9 protein-coding genes and 5 pseudogenes are annotated in these 14,686 nt (G+C 66.0%); 7 read left to right on the top strand and 7 right to left on the bottom strand.

Going from position 1 to position 14,686, the window contains the following annotated elements; genetic code table 11:
* The first annotated feature begins 91 nt into the window (after window positions 1-91).
* Window positions 92-433, top strand: a pseudogene (locus B0I32_RS59350) (imine reductase family protein).
* Between the two features lie 262 nt (window positions 434-695).
* Here the strand turns inward: B0I32_RS59350 and B0I32_RS53205 are convergent.
* Window positions 696-914, bottom strand: a complete 219-nt coding sequence (locus B0I32_RS53205; RefSeq protein ID WP_106252898.1) for a hypothetical protein — start codon at window positions 912-914, stop codon at window positions 696-698.
* Between the two features lie 1,013 nt (window positions 915-1,927).
* On the opposite strand from B0I32_RS53205, the pseudogene B0I32_RS59345 reads away from it, so the two are divergent.
* Both B0I32_RS59345 and B0I32_RS53190 read left to right on the top strand, forming a co-directional pair.
* Window positions 1,928-2,033: pseudogene (locus B0I32_RS59345) on the top strand (transposase family protein); the annotation flags it as partial.
* A gap of 523 nt (window positions 2,034-2,556) precedes the next feature.
* Complete coding sequence (locus tag B0I32_RS53190; protein WP_106252896.1) at window positions 2,557-3,696, top strand: aminotransferase class I/II-fold pyridoxal phosphate-dependent enzyme; 1,140 nt, start codon at window positions 2,557-2,559, stop codon at window positions 3,694-3,696.
* A 59-nt stretch (window positions 3,697-3,755) separates the two neighbouring features.
* On the opposite strand, the pseudogene B0I32_RS61935 reads toward B0I32_RS53190, so the two are convergent.
* The 4 genes and pseudogenes from B0I32_RS61935 to B0I32_RS57130 all read right to left on the bottom strand — a co-directional run.
* Window positions 3,756-3,902 (bottom strand): annotated as a pseudogene (locus B0I32_RS61935) (hypothetical protein); the annotation flags it as partial.
* A 127-nt stretch (window positions 3,903-4,029) separates the two neighbouring features.
* The gene (locus B0I32_RS57135) at window positions 4,030-4,209 is read right to left on the bottom strand and encodes a hypothetical protein (RefSeq protein ID WP_146178675.1); all 180 of its coding nucleotides are present in this window, start codon (window positions 4,207-4,209) and stop codon (window positions 4,030-4,032) included.
* A 136-nt stretch (window positions 4,210-4,345) separates the two neighbouring features.
* On the bottom strand, window positions 4,346-5,551 hold the full coding sequence (locus B0I32_RS53180; RefSeq protein WP_219912495.1) for a DHA2 family efflux MFS transporter permease subunit: 1,206 nt from the start codon (window positions 5,549-5,551) through the stop codon (window positions 4,346-4,348).
* Window positions 5,552-6,749: 1,198 nt separating this feature from the next.
* On the bottom strand, window positions 6,750-7,187 hold the full coding sequence (locus B0I32_RS57130; protein WP_146178674.1) for an SDR family NAD(P)-dependent oxidoreductase: 438 nt from the start codon (window positions 7,185-7,187) through the stop codon (window positions 6,750-6,752).
* 110 nt (window positions 7,188-7,297) lie between these two features.
* On the opposite strand from B0I32_RS57130, the pseudogene B0I32_RS61930 reads away from it, so the two are divergent.
* The 3 genes and pseudogenes from B0I32_RS61930 to B0I32_RS53160 all read left to right on the top strand — a co-directional run bounded on the left by B0I32_RS61930 (window position 7,298) and on the right by B0I32_RS53160 (window position 10,546).
* Window positions 7,298-7,664: pseudogene (locus B0I32_RS61930) on the top strand (winged helix-turn-helix transcriptional regulator).
* 1,269 nt (window positions 7,665-8,933) lie between these two features.
* Complete coding sequence (locus B0I32_RS53165; RefSeq protein ID WP_106252889.1) at window positions 8,934-9,146, top strand: hypothetical protein; 213 nt, start codon at window positions 8,934-8,936, stop codon at window positions 9,144-9,146.
* A gap of 836 nt (window positions 9,147-9,982) precedes the next feature.
* Complete coding sequence (locus B0I32_RS53160; RefSeq protein ID WP_146178672.1) at window positions 9,983-10,546, top strand: hypothetical protein; 564 nt, start codon at window positions 9,983-9,985, stop codon at window positions 10,544-10,546.
* Between the two features lie 77 nt (window positions 10,547-10,623).
* Here the strand turns inward: B0I32_RS53160 and B0I32_RS53155 are convergent.
* Both B0I32_RS53155 and B0I32_RS53140 read right to left on the bottom strand, forming a co-directional pair.
* Window positions 10,624-11,844 (bottom strand): annotated as a pseudogene (locus B0I32_RS53155) (IS30 family transposase).
* A gap of 1,465 nt (window positions 11,845-13,309) precedes the next feature.
* Window positions 13,310-13,915 carry a TetR/AcrR family transcriptional regulator gene (locus B0I32_RS53140; RefSeq protein WP_106252883.1) on the bottom strand — a complete coding sequence of 202 codons (606 nt, stop codon included), beginning with the start codon at window positions 13,913-13,915 and terminating at the stop codon, window positions 13,310-13,312.
* 65 nt (window positions 13,916-13,980) lie between these two features.
* On the opposite strand from B0I32_RS53140, the gene B0I32_RS53135 reads away from it, so the two are divergent.
* Complete coding sequence (locus B0I32_RS53135; protein WP_106252881.1) at window positions 13,981-14,577, top strand: hypothetical protein; 597 nt, start codon at window positions 13,981-13,983, stop codon at window positions 14,575-14,577.
* The last annotated feature ends 109 nt before the right edge of the window (window positions 14,578-14,686 follow it).

Below are 14,686 nucleotides of genomic sequence, written 5' to 3'. Positions count from 1 at the left end.
CACGCCGCTGCTCGACCTAAGGGGGACCAGTACCTACTCCGGGGAGGATGCCGGGCTGGCGTCCCTCTACGACCTCGCTCTGCTCGCGGGCATGTACGTCATGTTCGCCGGGTTCATGCACGGCGCCGCGATGGTGACGCCGGCCGGCGTGACGGCGAGCCGGTTCGCTGCCATGGCCACACCTTGACTGACCGCGATGACCGGCGCCTTCCAAGAGTTCGCCGCAGTCATCGACGGCGGGGACTACACCGTCGAGGGGCAACAGAGCCTCACGTTCTCCAGTCTCAATCACCTCCTGGCCGCCAGTTCGGATCAGGGCATCAGCACCGAGGTAGTCGCCATGGTCCAGTGGCTCATCCAACGCCAGATTGATGCGGGCCACGGAGAGGAAGGCTTCGCCAGAATCATCGAGAGCATCAAGCAACCGGGCTAAAGCTCGCGCAACGGGCGCGGGATCATGGTCGCCTGGTAGGGCGTTCGTTCCAGCGGTGGAAAGTCCGAGCGCGGATGATGCTACGGACGGTGATGATGGTGTCGGCCAAGTCGAAGAGCGCTCGACGACGCGCGTCCACGGTTCGTAGCAGCGCGCCAGCCGGGTAATGGCGTTCTGCCCAGGTGTTGATCCGCTCGATGTGCCAGCGCTGAGTCACCTGCACCGGGCCTTTGACGCACCTGCGAGCGATCTCGCCTGGAGATCACGGCCTCAGCAGGTCGCCGGTCTTGTCGGAGTCATAGCCCGCGTCCAGGTGAACAGTGATGTTGTCGAGTAACGGGCCAAGATCTTCCAACCGGTCGAGGTTGGGCACCAGGAGAGGTGAGTCGTTGCGGTTGGCCAGGGTCAGCACCCTGCCCGGCGGGATGCCGTAGCCCTCCACCGGCACGGCCCGCTTCATGCCGAGCTTGCGTCGATCCACGGGGACGCTCCAGCGAGTTCGCCCCTCCAGGCGCCTTGCTGATGCAGGGGACCTCTCTGTCACACAGCGCTTCGGACTCGAAACACATAGGCTGGGGCATGACGGTACCCGACCCCCAGCGCCCGATCCCGTGGCGGCCGGCCCTGGTGACGTTCCGCCCCTCGAACCCCCGCAACTAGAGGCCTGCTTCGTGCTCCTGGAGGCCGTGGGCCTGCTCCAGCACGCCGTCGAGCAGCACATACGCGCCGCAGGCGACCTCACCTGACGACGAACCTGCCACCCTCGTCACCCTCACAGACAGCGGCCGCGCCCGGTTCGACCACGTGCTGTCCGGCCACGGCCAGCTCCCCTGCCGCCTGCTATTCGACCCGCTCGCCGACGAGGACGTCCGCCACCTCGGCGCCATCATGACCCGCGTCCGTGACCACATGCGCACCCAACCACCCCGCTCCGCCGCATCCCGCATACGCCGCGGCCCCTCAGCCTCCGCGCAATCCTGAACAGCGGCTTGCCATCCACGCCAGACCCCCTCCCCTCACCCCGGCAGCACAACTGGGACGGAAGCGAAACGGTGCCGGATCGAGCCGGCGGGCCGCTCAGGGTGACCCTCCAGCTAGATTTCGATCGTCAGCGACATGACGGGTCTGGGACCGCACATGCTCGAAGACTCAGTCCCGCCATTTCTGCGCGGCGGACCCCTCCAGCAGCCGACCGAACCCCTGTCTACCAGTAGTCGGCCGTTCACGATTGGTTTATGCCTCAACCTGTCCTGAAAAAACCGGCGGGTCTGTCCAGTAGACGGTGGCTGCAGAGCGGGTGTGGCGCGGATCAAACTCACCGGCCTCAGAGTTGTCGCAGAAAGTGGTTGGGCGGGCAACTTCCGCGTATGGATGTGGTTTCGCGCGCTGATCCGTTGGGGTGAAGACCTTCGCTGGGCTGCGGATGAGCCGGTCAAGCGACTGCTGCGGGTGATGGGGGAGCGAGGCGGTGAGAGCCCTGGCGAAGGGCGTGGAAGAGGGCATCCTTGGGTGTCTTGCGCTGCCGGAGCGGCTGCTGCTGGTGGCCGTCGGCTACCGCACCAACCTGACGATGCGGCAGCTCGCACCGTTGTTCGGGGTGTGCCCGGAGCATATCGCCCAAGATCCAACAGGAGATCATCACTACCACGAAGATGACCGCGGGCAACATCAGCGATGCTGAGCCTCGCCGCCCAGTTTTTGACCGGCATCCTCGCTGGGCGGGACGAGAAGGCCGAGGGCCTATGGTGATGCCGCCTCCTGCGGTCGGACCAACAGCGCCGATCCGGACTGGCTGGCCCATTACCGGACGACCCGGACGAAGGTCGAACGCAAGATCGCGCGTAGGACGGTACGGCGGCATGACGGACGCCACGCCCGGGTCCGGGACATATCCAAGATGACACCGATTTCTCGCCCCTGGCCGCCGCCGTCAACCTCGCCCGCATGGCGGTGTTCGGCATCGTCTCGGCCCCGGCGGATCAGCACGGAGTCCGACGCTGCTGCATAGCGCCATCCACTGAGCTCTCCCGAATCCTCAGCGAGGATGACCTGCTTACACCAAGCGTCCTAGAGCTAGGATCAGCCGCTAAGTCGACGCATCTACCAGCAGACAGGATCGCGACATGCAGCTTCCTCCGTTCTTGATCGAGCGCATGTTCGCCAAGCATGAGTTCACGTGCCGGGTGAACCTGACCGGATCAGATACCGAAGGACTGTCGCTGGGTGCGCTGTGGGAGGTCGCGCCGGAGGGCACACGTCGGTGGTATGAGTCCCTGACCCTGGGCTACACCGACTCCGCGGGTCACCCACTGTTGAGGGAGCTGGCCGCCCACTCATCCGGTCTCTCATCAGGATCGGCGGTACAAGTCTTCGCGGGCGCCACCGAGGCGGTGTACGTGCTCCTCAACGCCATCCTCAGTCCTGAGGACCACGTGGTGATCATCGGGCCCACGTACCAGCTGCTGATCGATGTGCCACGTGCGATCGGGGCGGAGGTCACCGAAATCCGCCTCCGGCGGGAGGACGGTTGGCAATTGGACGTGGACAAGGTCAGGCGGGCGCTGCGGCCGAATACCAAGCTGATCGTGGCGAATTTTCCTCACAACCCCACGGGAGCCTTGCCGGAAGCGTCCGTTTTTGAGGAGCTTCTGGGTTTGGTGGACGGCTCGGAGATCCTCCTGTTGAGCGACGAGATCTACCGAGGCATCGAACTAGAGCCGCAGCGTCGGCTCCAGTCCGCGGCCGCGCTGACGCCCAACGCGATCTCGGTTACGGGCGTGTCCAAGGTGCTGGGCATGGCCGGAGTCCGGATCGGCTGGACAGTCACGCAGAACGCAGCGGTAACGGCGCGCCTGCTGGACTACCGCTATTGGACAACGCTGGCCACGAGCGCACCGAGCGAGGTCCTCGCCATCGCGGGCCTGCAAGCGGCTCCTGCTCTCATGGATCGGGCCAACAGCCTGGTCCGCGCCAATGCAGGGGCGCTGGCCTCCTTCGTGGAATCCACGCCTGGGTGGGACTGGGTGCCACCGGTAGGTGGAACCTGCGCCTACCCGTGGCTGACGGCGACAGAGGCGCAGGCGTTCTCCGATTGGCTGGTCGACTGTCACGGTGTGCTGCTGGCTCCTGATGTGATGTTCCAGCATGCTGGACAGCACCTGCGGTTCGGCATGGGCAGGGCACTGTTCCCCGATGGGATGGCCGCGCTCGCCCAAGCGTGGCAGGAATGGCAGCACAAAGACGCCCGGAACCTGTCAGATTGATCAGGGCCGTAGTGCACGTCGAGGGGATGGTGGTGGCCGATCTGGAGCCGGTTGTACCAGGTGGAGAGCCCCTGGCAGAAGAGGCGGGCGTGCTCGATCGAGCGGAACCGGCCTGGGAAGGCGGCACAGTACTTCAGCGACTTGAAACTCGCTTCGACGTGCGGGTTGTCCATGGAGGTCCGGGGCCGGGAGCGGGGCGGGGCCACGCCCAGGCGGATGAGGAGTATGGCCAAGCGTCTTGGACGGCACCGAACTGCCGCGGGGACCGACCGCCGGGTGCCGCGCGGGGAGTGCGCGGGTGGGAGGAGCTGAGCCGGTTGCTCTGGCTGGTGATCAGACGCCGGCCGGGGGCCGAACGTCGTGGGTCCAGGTGAGGTCGAGGTTCATCAAGGTGCGCAGGTTGAGTGTGGTGGCGCGGGGGTGGAGCCAGACGTTGTTCCTGATCATGCCGAAGTAGCGCAGGCGAGATTGCGGCCGCTCCTGGCGGTGGTGCACCGCGACCGCAGCGAGCACTCGGCGTACCGGTGGTGGAATTGGGCCACCCGGTTGCCGTCGCCTGCGGCTTGGTGGAGATGATCCGATTGCGGGCGGTGCGGCGGGCGATCCGCCAGAAGTCTGATTCAGCGCACTTCTAAGCGACACCCTCGCCTTAGGGCACGGCGTTCGCCCGCGATGGTGCCACCACCGTGTGCGGCAATCGGCCCGGGATGCCCAGTGCTATGAGCATGCCGATGAAGGCGATCGCGGTTACGGCGCCCATGGCGGCCGTGAACCCATGGCTGAACTGCTGGGCCGAGGTGTAGCCCCCGACGCCGGCGAAGACGGCGACGGTGACAGAGATGCCGAACACGCCGCCGAACTTCCGGAGCGTCATGAACACGCCCGACGCCTGACCGATCTCCTGGGGCTGCACCGCACCGACCACCGCCTTTTGTGCCGCAGGCATGGCCATGGTCAGTCCGGCACCGCCGACGATCAGTGCGGGCAGCAACTCGAGATAGCCGGTGTCGGTGTCGGCGACCAGAGTGATCCAGCCCATGCCGATCGTCTGGAGCAGCAGCCCGCCTACCACGAGCTTCCGCTCGCCGACCCTGTCGGCCAACCGCCCGGCGATCGGCGCGCACACCATCAGCGTGGCCGTCCACGGCATCAGCCGCAAGCCGGCGCCGAGCGGACCTTCACCGTGCACCGTTTGGAAGTATTGCGCGAGAAAGAACGCCGTGCCGTACAACGAGGCGAACGCGGCGGCGCTCGCCGGGTTGGCCGTGGCGAACGCCCGCAGCCTGAAAAACCGCATCGGCAGCATTGGGGCCGGCGCGCGTCCCTCCCAGGCGACGAAGGCAATGACCAGCGTGACACCGAGCACCAGCGCGCTCAAAACTTCCAGGCTGCCCCAGCCTGCCATGTTCCCGCGGACCAGAGCCCAGACGATACCGAACGAGCCCAATGTGAAGAGCACCACTCCAGCCAGGTCGAAGCGGTTGTTCGGGCCGACGCCTTCGTCGACGCGCCAGGCCATGAGCGGAATCACGATCAGGCCGACCGGCAGGTTCAGCCAGAAGATCCAGTGCCAATCCAGCCCCTCGGCGATGACGCCGCCGATGAACGGACCGCTGAACGTTGCCAGCCCGGTGAAGCCCAGGTACAGTCCCATCGCCTTGCCGCGCTGCTGCGGCGGGAAGATTGCACTGATCATGGTGAGCGAGAGTGGCAGGACCATTGAGGCACCGAGGCCCTGCAAAGCGCGGGCTGCGATGAGGGTGCCGATATCCGGCGACAGGGCGCAGCCCATCGAGGCGATGGTGAACACGGCTAGCCCGGCGATAAACATCCGGCGGCGGCCGAAACGGGTCACCCAGTGCCGCTCCGGTCAGCAGCAGTACCGCGAACGTCAGGTTGTAGGCGTTGACAATCTACTCCAGGGATTCGATCGAGACTGTGAGGTCCTGGCGGATCGAATGAAGCGTCGTCGTCACGACCAAGCTGTCCAAGGTCATCATGTAGGAAGCCAGTGACGCGAGTCCCAAGTTCCAGGCCTGTTTGGACGTCATCCGTTCCTTGTGGGCGGTGACCGTTTCTCCTTTAGAGAACCTTCTAGGAGGTGTCGGCAGATGCTTGTTTCTGCCACGTGTTCCCACGCGTTCCTGAACGCTCGGGCTCGAGTCCCTGTGCAAGAGTGGGGTGAGTCGCGATGGCGGGTCTCCGGCGCTCGAAGTGATGGACTGCCGAGAGAATGAGCGGCGGGGGATCCGGTCGCCGGTAAGTGGCGGAACGAAGATTTCGTGCGCATGTGGGAATGACGGCATGGTCAGCTGTGCGGCTGTCGGTGAAGCGGCCGGCATCGCGTGGGCTGCTCCGGCCTCGGCCCGTGGCCGGAATTCCCACGCTCTAGCGTTCTGCGAAGCTTGCGAAGCGTAGTTCCAGGCCGGTGACGACCCCGCGCACTTGTGCAGCTCTCATCGCGTCTGGGCGTCGTCGTCGATAGCCGCACTGAGCTTCCGCATGGCGCCTCCAGCCCAGGCGCCGCGTCCGGTCACCTGGCCAGGCAGCACGTCGAGGTAGGTCTCCTGCGGCCTCCATTCCGCCCGTCGGTGTGATGTCTCGGGCAACGAGACCTCCGAACCGTCGATCCCACACTCGAACCTCGGCTCTGCGCCCAAGCGTCGACCGATCCTCGGTCGAGCGTGTGGGGAGAGCCGGCGTATCGGCGTTCCCACTGACGAGATCCCTCGCATGGGGACTCCTTCTCTCGATGAAATCTCTCTTATCGATGCCTTGACTCCTGCGCGCGCCGATGAAGCCAGTCGCGATGCGGCGCTGTGGCCCACGCACCAAGGGCGGGTTCTCGCGGCCGATCATGGGTGGCGGCCCCCGTACGTCTTCCCTGAATCCGCCCGCGATTGGGCCGCGAACCCCGGCGCCGGGGAATGAGGAGACGGGGAAGCCTTCATCATTCGACCCAAGACGGCTGCGGTCATGCTTGCGCAGGGTGCGGTCAGCCATGCGGGCGCGGCTGATGCCTTAGGCATCGGCGTGCGGGCCGTACACCTCGCTCAGTTGCGGCGTTTACGGCCTCCCCGCCGCGTTCCGGCGCACGACGCGGACACCACGGGGCCGGATCGGCGACCAGCCCGCCGCGATAACTCCTCGGCCGCCGCCCATGCGAACGCCACGCCTCCCATGAGCGGGACGACAGTCCGTGACGGAGATGCAGGGATCGGGCTGACAGCGTTGAATGAGTCGTCGAGCCATCCGGCGTTTTCCACCCCACTGACGTGCGCTTCGACGGCGTCCTCGTCCAGCCTGGCCGCCGTGGTTACGTCAGCCATACCAGCGGAGGCCTGGATCTTTTCGGCGGCCGCATCCAGCAGGGCGCTGGTGCGCCCGGTGGGAAAGACCTGTGCGCCCTCCGCGGCGAAGGCGTGAGCGACCGCGCTCCCAACGGCCCCAGCGGCTCCGTAAGTGATCGCGGTCTTCTTTCCAAGCAGCACTATCTGCTCCTGGTCATGGGGTTGCCTGCACGCCGAGCCGGTATAGGCCGTTGGCTGAGTGCGACCCACCTGCAAGGTTGCGTGATGAAACTATGGGAACGTAGCATTCGGTGCTATCGTCATGCAACCACCATGAGGTCGGTGGAGTTGTGCTTGGTCGGACCTACGAAACGCACAACAGCTCTGCGGCGCGGGCGCTCGAGATCGCGGGTGAGTGCTGGAGTCTGCTGATCATCCGGCATGCGCTCTTTCGCGGTGCCACCCGCTTCGGCGACTTTCAGCGCAGCCTCGGGGTCACCCGCAACATACTTGTGGCGCGACGTGATCGGTTCGTCGAAGTAGGGGTAATGGAGCGGCGACCCTCTGCCGCGCTACCACGGCTATGTCTTGACCGACATGGGCCGCGAACTGCTGCCCGTCATCGTGGCCTTCGTGCACTGGGGCGACCGCTGGGCCGCGCCATGTGATCTCCCGTGATCTCCCGGCATGAGCATTGTCGCGGTGAACTTCACCAGCAGACTGTCTGCGGTGACTGCGGTCAGTACGTGGCCATCGAGGCGGATAGTGGCACACCCCACGTCCCCTCGCCGGCTCTGGTGGGAAACGCCGGAGCCGGGCCGAAGGGCCAACCTCCGGCGCGGCGGGCCTGTCGGGGTTGTTTCGCCAGATCGCGCGTGAACGGGCGAGGACGCGGCGATCGAATGTCGAGAATCGGGCGAGGTTGGCAGAATTACGTCTTGCCTGCCGTGGCGAAGACAGCGAGCATGGGTGAGCCCCTCGGGAGGATGGGTGTGGCCTCCGCCGACGTCGCCCGACCGCAGCATGGCACTATTCCAGCGCTCTGTTAGATGCATGAACCGGTGGACTAGCTCTGGCAAGGGCATTGTGATGACAGCGTCGGAGGAGAATTCTTTGAAGGGCCACTCTCGGGATGATTCCTTGCACGAGAGGGATCCTCTGTGGCGTCGGATCTTGATCCTTCTCTTGAGCGTTCTGTTGTTCGGGGTATTCCTGTTCATCGGTGTTGCGATGTTTTTACTGTATTTCGACGGCCCGCGATAGCGCCGAGGATCTCACGCGCGTACGAAATCACGATGGTCGCGGACTCCTCGTCTGCAAGGCAATTCGACGACACTGTCTTGGCCGGACGAGGCCGCGCAGCGCATGCTGGCAGCATGGTGCCGTCGGCTGCCACAGTGCTCTTGGCTTCACCATTTCGAACCGGAGGTGGCGTCTGCTACGTGAGCGACGTTCGTAGAAGACCGGCCAGGGCGCGGCCCCCCGCCTCGCGGGGGTGGCACCAGCCGTGCCATGCATCGTCGTAGTCCCGCTGCCGCGCTTGCAGGTCGAAGAGATGGTCGACCCGGCGCTCGCGTACCTGTCGCGGCATGGTCTCGAAACCCGCTGACCCAGGTCGGCGACGGGGCACCGATCTCATCCACCGACAGGAAGAACGGGGTGTCTCCCTGCCTGCCCGCGAGTTTCCGGGTCGTACTCGCGACGGACCCGGAGCCGATCTCCGGCCGGCTGATCACCAAGGTCGTCCCACCGCGCCAGGAGGCGGTGCCACCGGCGCGTCTGGAACTGCGCCACAGAAAGGACTCCCTTGCTCAGGCGGACCTGTCGGCACGTCGGCGGCATAGGCTGCCCGTCGTTTCTCGTCGTTCAGGTCCTCGGCGAGACGCTGTCCGTTATGGCCACGCTGTCCCCGCTCACCACCACATTCCAGGTAGGCGCGACGCGCGGTTGGTCCTGCGCCTGAACGGCGCGCTGATGTCCGGTGGCTTCACCGTCGGTGCGCTCTTCTGCGGAACGCTGCTGAGCCTGCTGAGCTGGCGTGCGGTGTTCGTCATCAACGTGCTCGTGCCGGTGATCGTCGTCGTCCTCACGCCGCTCCTGATCAGCGAAACCAAGGTGCCTGACCGGGTCAAGCTTGACGTGCCGGCGCGATCACCTTGACTGGCGGTCGGCTGGCCGTCGTCCACGCTCTCACCGAGCGGAGCATCCTCGCGGGTGTCCTCGCCGTCGTGTTGCTGGCAGCGTTCTGGCCGATCGAGCCACACGGCGGCGCTGCTCGCCCCGCACCGATCCTCAAGCAGCCGACCGTCAAGCCGAATCGTTTCCGTGGCCACATGCCTTCACCGGACCCAACGACGATGTCACGCACGACGCCGGCCCGATCGCGATGGGGTGACGAGGTGGGATCGGCCGGTGGCGGCGCGCCAGATGGGGCAGAACACCGCCGTCGGCTAGGCGGGTGCAGGCTTGGCCACGGCCTGACGGGACAGCGCGGGCGAGCGGCATCCTTTGGCCAGCCCGCCGCGTGAACGGCTCCGTGCAAGTGGCAGCCAGCCGAAGACATGCATCATCACCCCGCTCACGTGTTCTACGTGGTGGCGATCGAGGGTCCGCGCTCGAAACGTCGGGAACAACGCTTGGGGACGGCCGCCGAAGTGCGCCTGCGGCTCCGGCCGTGTCTCCGACGAGGACCACCGCCCCGGTCAGCGCGAGGTCCTCCGCGAGGTGCCGCGGCAAGGAACACGCTGGTGGCGAGTGTCTGCGTCACCGCGATCGCCATCGTGAGCAGCCTGGTCGCCCCAGGCGGTACAGACCGCGGCGACGTCGCCACCGAAACTATCGCCCCCATGAGCACAGCGAATTCCAGGGGTTGCCGCAACACGGAGATCAACTACTGGGAAGAAGGATACCGAGATGCTCGGCAGAGTACGTCACCGGGGCATTTACGGGCAACGGCCGACTTGCCGATGTCATCGCCACCTGACACGTTTCGTGTTGTGAACGAATATGCGTTTGTGGCGGACAGCTTTTCCGAGATCACCTCGATGGCCTGGTGCACGGGTACCAGCGTGGGCGACGTCATCGCAGGGTTCCAGCCCGGTCCAGACGCCATCGCGGCTGCCACGCTGAAGGAGACATGGGTCACCGCGGATGAACTCTACGACCAGGGCGAGACCGCCAGGTTCGTCCTTGTCGGTGCACTCGGTGACGGCGTCGTGGTCATGGCACCAAGTAACTGCATGAGCGATAGCACGCTGGCGCGACTCTCCCATGCGGGTGTATGCCTCGGCGTCGCCCTGGGCGATGAGATCCCTGCCGAGGTCACCTATCTGGAGAAAGGACAAGTCGTTGTGACTTTCGACGGCATCGCCTGGCAGTACGACGCCACACCCGACGTCGAGACAGTGGAACGGTGGATGGCCACCACGCCCGGCGGGGTCGAGGCTTGGCGTACCGACTACGGCATAGCGGCCTTTAGGGCAGGTGAGACGCTCGTCGGTGCCGCCTTCGACGATCAATGGCTGGCACGAGAGCACACCCGGGTCAGGATCAGAGACTGACGCGGGGCTGGCTGTGGTGACCCCGTGACCACGCAACAGGTGCGCCATCAGGCGGGTAGAGACCTACAGGGTCTCTCTTAGCTACTGGTGGCGAGCAGCATGGCGAGACGCTCGGCTGGGGTATCCCAATCGAGCGTCTTTCGCGGTCTGGCGTTGAGCTCAGCGGCGACGGCGCCGAGCTGGTCGCGGGTGTGGACCGACAGGTCGGTGCCCTTGGGGAAGTACTGGCGTAGCAGGCCGTTCGTGTTCTCGTTGGAGCCGCGCTGCCATGGGCTGGCCGGGTCGCAGAAGTAGACGGGCATGTCGGCGGCGACGGAGAACTCGTGGTGGCGGCCCATCTCGCTGCCCTGGTCCCAGGCCAGCGATTGCTTGAGATGCGCGGGGAGCGTCGCGACGGTGTCCAGCAGGGTGTCGCGCATGCGCTCGGCGCTGCGGTCGATGGGTAGGTGGGACGAGCATCACATAGCGGGTGGTGCGCTCGACCAGTGCTGATGGCCGAGCTGCCGTTCTTGCCGATGATGCAGTCCCCTTCCCAGTGGCCAGGGACGGCCTGGTCGGCAGCTTCGGCGGCCGCTCGCTGATCATGACCATGGGCATGCTGTTGCGGGGCTGGCGCTGCTGGGCCAGGTGGCGCGGCTTGGGTATGGCGCGGCCGGTGCCCAGCGCCCGGGTCCGCTCGGGGCGCAGCTCGCCGCGGCCTTGGACGTAGAGTGCCTGGTAGATGGTCTTGTGGCACACGTGCATCTCCGCCCGCTTGGGGAAGGTCCGGCGCAGGCTCTGGACGATCTGCTCTGGGCTCCAGCGCTTGTGCAGGTGCTCTTGCATGTAGGCTGATAACTCGGGGTTCTGGCCAATCTTGCTGGGCTTGGGGCGGGGCCGGCGGGCGTCGGCTCGGCCTGAGCGGCGTGTGGCCGGTACTGGCCGTTGGTGGGGTGCCGGTTGCGGCGGATCTCCCGGCTGATGATGGACGGCGCACGGCCCAGCTCGCGGGCGATCTCGCGGATCGCCGCTTTCTCTCGGACCCGGTCGGCGATGTAGATCCGGTCGTCTTCCCGCAGATAGCGGGACTCGCCTGGTGGGGGCACCGTCCGTGGTTCGGGCGGTGCCCCCTTGTTCCATTTGGTGCGATTCCAGCCGTTCCGCCACCGCTTCCCGGTCCGGATGTTGATCGCGACGATCCGGCACGCTTCACGGCTGCTGAAACCTTGATCCATGAGCCGGAAGTATTCCTCCCTCTCACGGGTCAGCTTCTTCGGGCCCTGCGGAGATCGGATCTTGCGGATCTCGAACTCTTCCATCGCACTCTCCAACCTGGGGTGTTGCGACGACCGCTAGAAGGGAGGCACCATCACCCCAAGGGTCTCTTTCAAGGAGCTCACCGCCGACGAGTTCCGGGTCGGCGAGGCCTTGCTGATCAACAATCCTTCCGAGAACCGGGCCATCTCGCTTTGGTACGCCAGAATCGACGACGTCACCGCCTTGTGTGTGAGGGTGACATACAGGACCGGCGGCAACTCAACGCCTTGCTGGCGCCCCTCGGCGCCGTGGTGACGGAGCAGGGCTACACCGAGACCTTCCCCGGCCCGGCGGCGCGGCAGTTGATGTATTTCGGCACCGCACGGGACAATGTCGCCCGCGTCACCGCCGTGACCGATGCTGGCAAGGTCCCGGGGACTATTCACCACCTCAAGGACACCCCCAGAAAATCTGGACTGTCACTGTCCCCTCGGCCAAGAAGGCGACGGCCTTCGAGCTCACGGGTCACGGGGGGAAGCGACCACGCGAATCGAGCGGCAGCGCACCCCCTCCCAGGAAGCCGCCACCTAGCCCGTCGTCCCGACTCTGGAGATGCCGGGCACGTTGATCGTGGGTCTGTACGAGACGCCCGACAGAACCCTGATCTGGAAGCTCGACGGGCAGGTCGTCGGTGGCATGCATGCCCTGAGCCCAGGCCGCGCGGTGATCGAGAGAGGCGGACCCGACAGACCCCTGATCGACATGGCAGCGACACAACGCTCGTCCCTACACCCTCTGATCGGCGGCGTGCGCTGAACCTGGAACGGCTGTGCCGTCGCCGAAGCGCCGAGCTTCCCCGGCTTGGAGAGCCGCGTTCCGGGAACCGTCACTTCTCCAAGGCCGCCCACCGATGATCCGGTCAAGACCTCAGCGCGGCTTGTACGAGGTGGAGTGCGGCGGTGCGAAGCAGCCAGACGGCGACCGTCGAGTGCAGAGCCGCAGGGGCGCCGGGTGCAGAACGTTGAGGTGTACCTGGGCGCGTAACGCCTCGAGGGGGCGTCGTGCACTGTCATGCCGGTGACATCGGGGATGATTACCATTGCACCAGGGGGCGTCCAAGAGGTCGATTCTGTGCTGTCCGCCAGAGTGAAGTCCGCTGCTTCCGTTGCGCAAAAGCCGACCATGCTCACTCCGGTAACAGCTGTCGAAACCGTGGCCGAACGTCGCGTCATGGTTCTCCGGGACGGCAACGTGTGAGGATGTATCAAAGGTTCCTGGCGCAGAGGCGGCTCGTCAAGAGTTCGCGACTGCAGCGCCAGGCGAAATAGTGCCAAGAATGGCTTGATGTCTGTCTCGGCGCGCGGTGGGTGCGGGCTCACCGTGCCCACGATCTGGAACATGTAAGGGCCCCTCTTGCCGTACCCGCCGTACGCGAGCGCGTGATGGTGGGATGGCGGGACGGTCGCACCGGTGGGCTCAGGCGAACGATCCGGCTTTCGACCCGTATACGGGCCGAAACGAGGGCTGTCATCCTGGGGAGGAGGCCAGCGTCGCCAGGTGGGCGTCGAGTTCGGTGGCCATGTCCTCGGCGGTGAGGTGTCCTGCGAGCACGTGTACGGAGAGCCCGTCGACCACTGCATGTAGCCGGCGGGCTGCGCTGTCGGGTGATGAGCCGGCCAGGGGTGCGCCGTGGGAGGCGAGGTCGTGCACCAGGGTGCGGCACAGGTCGTACATGCCGCCGAAGTGCCGCTGCTGGATGGCCGCCAAGCGGGGATCGCGTAGGCCCAGCGCCAGGAAAGCGAAGGCGATCGAGGACTCGGTGAAGCGTTCAGGGTCGCCGGGCATGGTCTCCACCAGCAGTGCCCGGGCCCGCTCGATCGGGGTGAGCCGCGTCGGCAGGTCCTGCAGGCGGGCGACGACGCGCTCGGTGACGCGTTCCACCACCAGTTCGGCGGCGAAGGCGACAAGGTCGGCCCGGGAGCGGAAGTAGTGGCCCAGGGTTCCGGTGGACCATCCGGCCGCGGCGGCGACTGCTCGGACCGACACCTCGGCGATTCCGTCGCGGGCGATGACCTGCCAGACCGCCTCGGCCAGCTCGATCCGACGGGCCTGATGATCCACGACTTTCGGCATTTCCCTATTATTGCACGGTCGTGTTATAAAGATGCAAGACGATCGTACGAAATAGGGAGGGCCTGGTGATCGGACTGATCGTCGGGTGCGAAGTCGCCTTCTGGGTGTTGCTCGGGCTCGGCTTGTCGGGTCGTTACCTGCTGCGTGCACCACGGATGAGCGCGGTCCTCCTCGCCTGTGTGCCGGTGATTGACGTGATGCTGCTCGTCCTGTCCGCCGCCGACCTGTATCGCGGCGCCGCGCCTGACCTGGGACACGCGCTCGCCGCTATCTACCTGGGAGTCACTATCGCCTTCGGTCCCACGATGATCCGCTGGGCCGACGAGCGCGTGGCTCGGGCCACGGTTTCGAGGCGCGCCGGCCTCGCGGCGAGGACATGGGACGGCCGCGGTCGCGAAGCCGCCCTAGGGGAGAGGCGCCCCGGACCGTTGCTGCGCGGCAGCCGGGCCAGGCGCTCGCATGCCGCCCGCGAGCGGGCCATGTGGTTGCGTCACCTGCTCGCTTATACGATCGCCGCGCTGATGCTCGGCGCCTTCACCTTGCTGGCCGGGGATCGCGATCAGGCAGCCGTGCTGTGGGGGCCGATGTTGCCATGGGCCGTGGTGCTGGTCATTGACTTCTTGTGGTCGTTCAGCTACACCATTGCCCCACGCAGAGCCTAATGATCACCGAGCGGTCTCCTTACTACCGGGCCGTTCATCCCCAGCGGGTCCATGGCGCCGGCGGGAGGCTCACCGCCTGCGGGCCCCGTCGCCGGATCGATCGGGATCC

The sequence above is a fragment of the Nonomuraea fuscirosea genome, assembly GCF_003001935.1.
Lineage (GTDB): Bacteria > Actinomycetota > Actinomycetes > Streptosporangiales > Streptosporangiaceae > Nonomuraea > Nonomuraea fuscirosea.
Note: the sequence above shows the minus strand (reverse complement) of the source record. Positions and strands in the feature narration are given on the sequence as shown.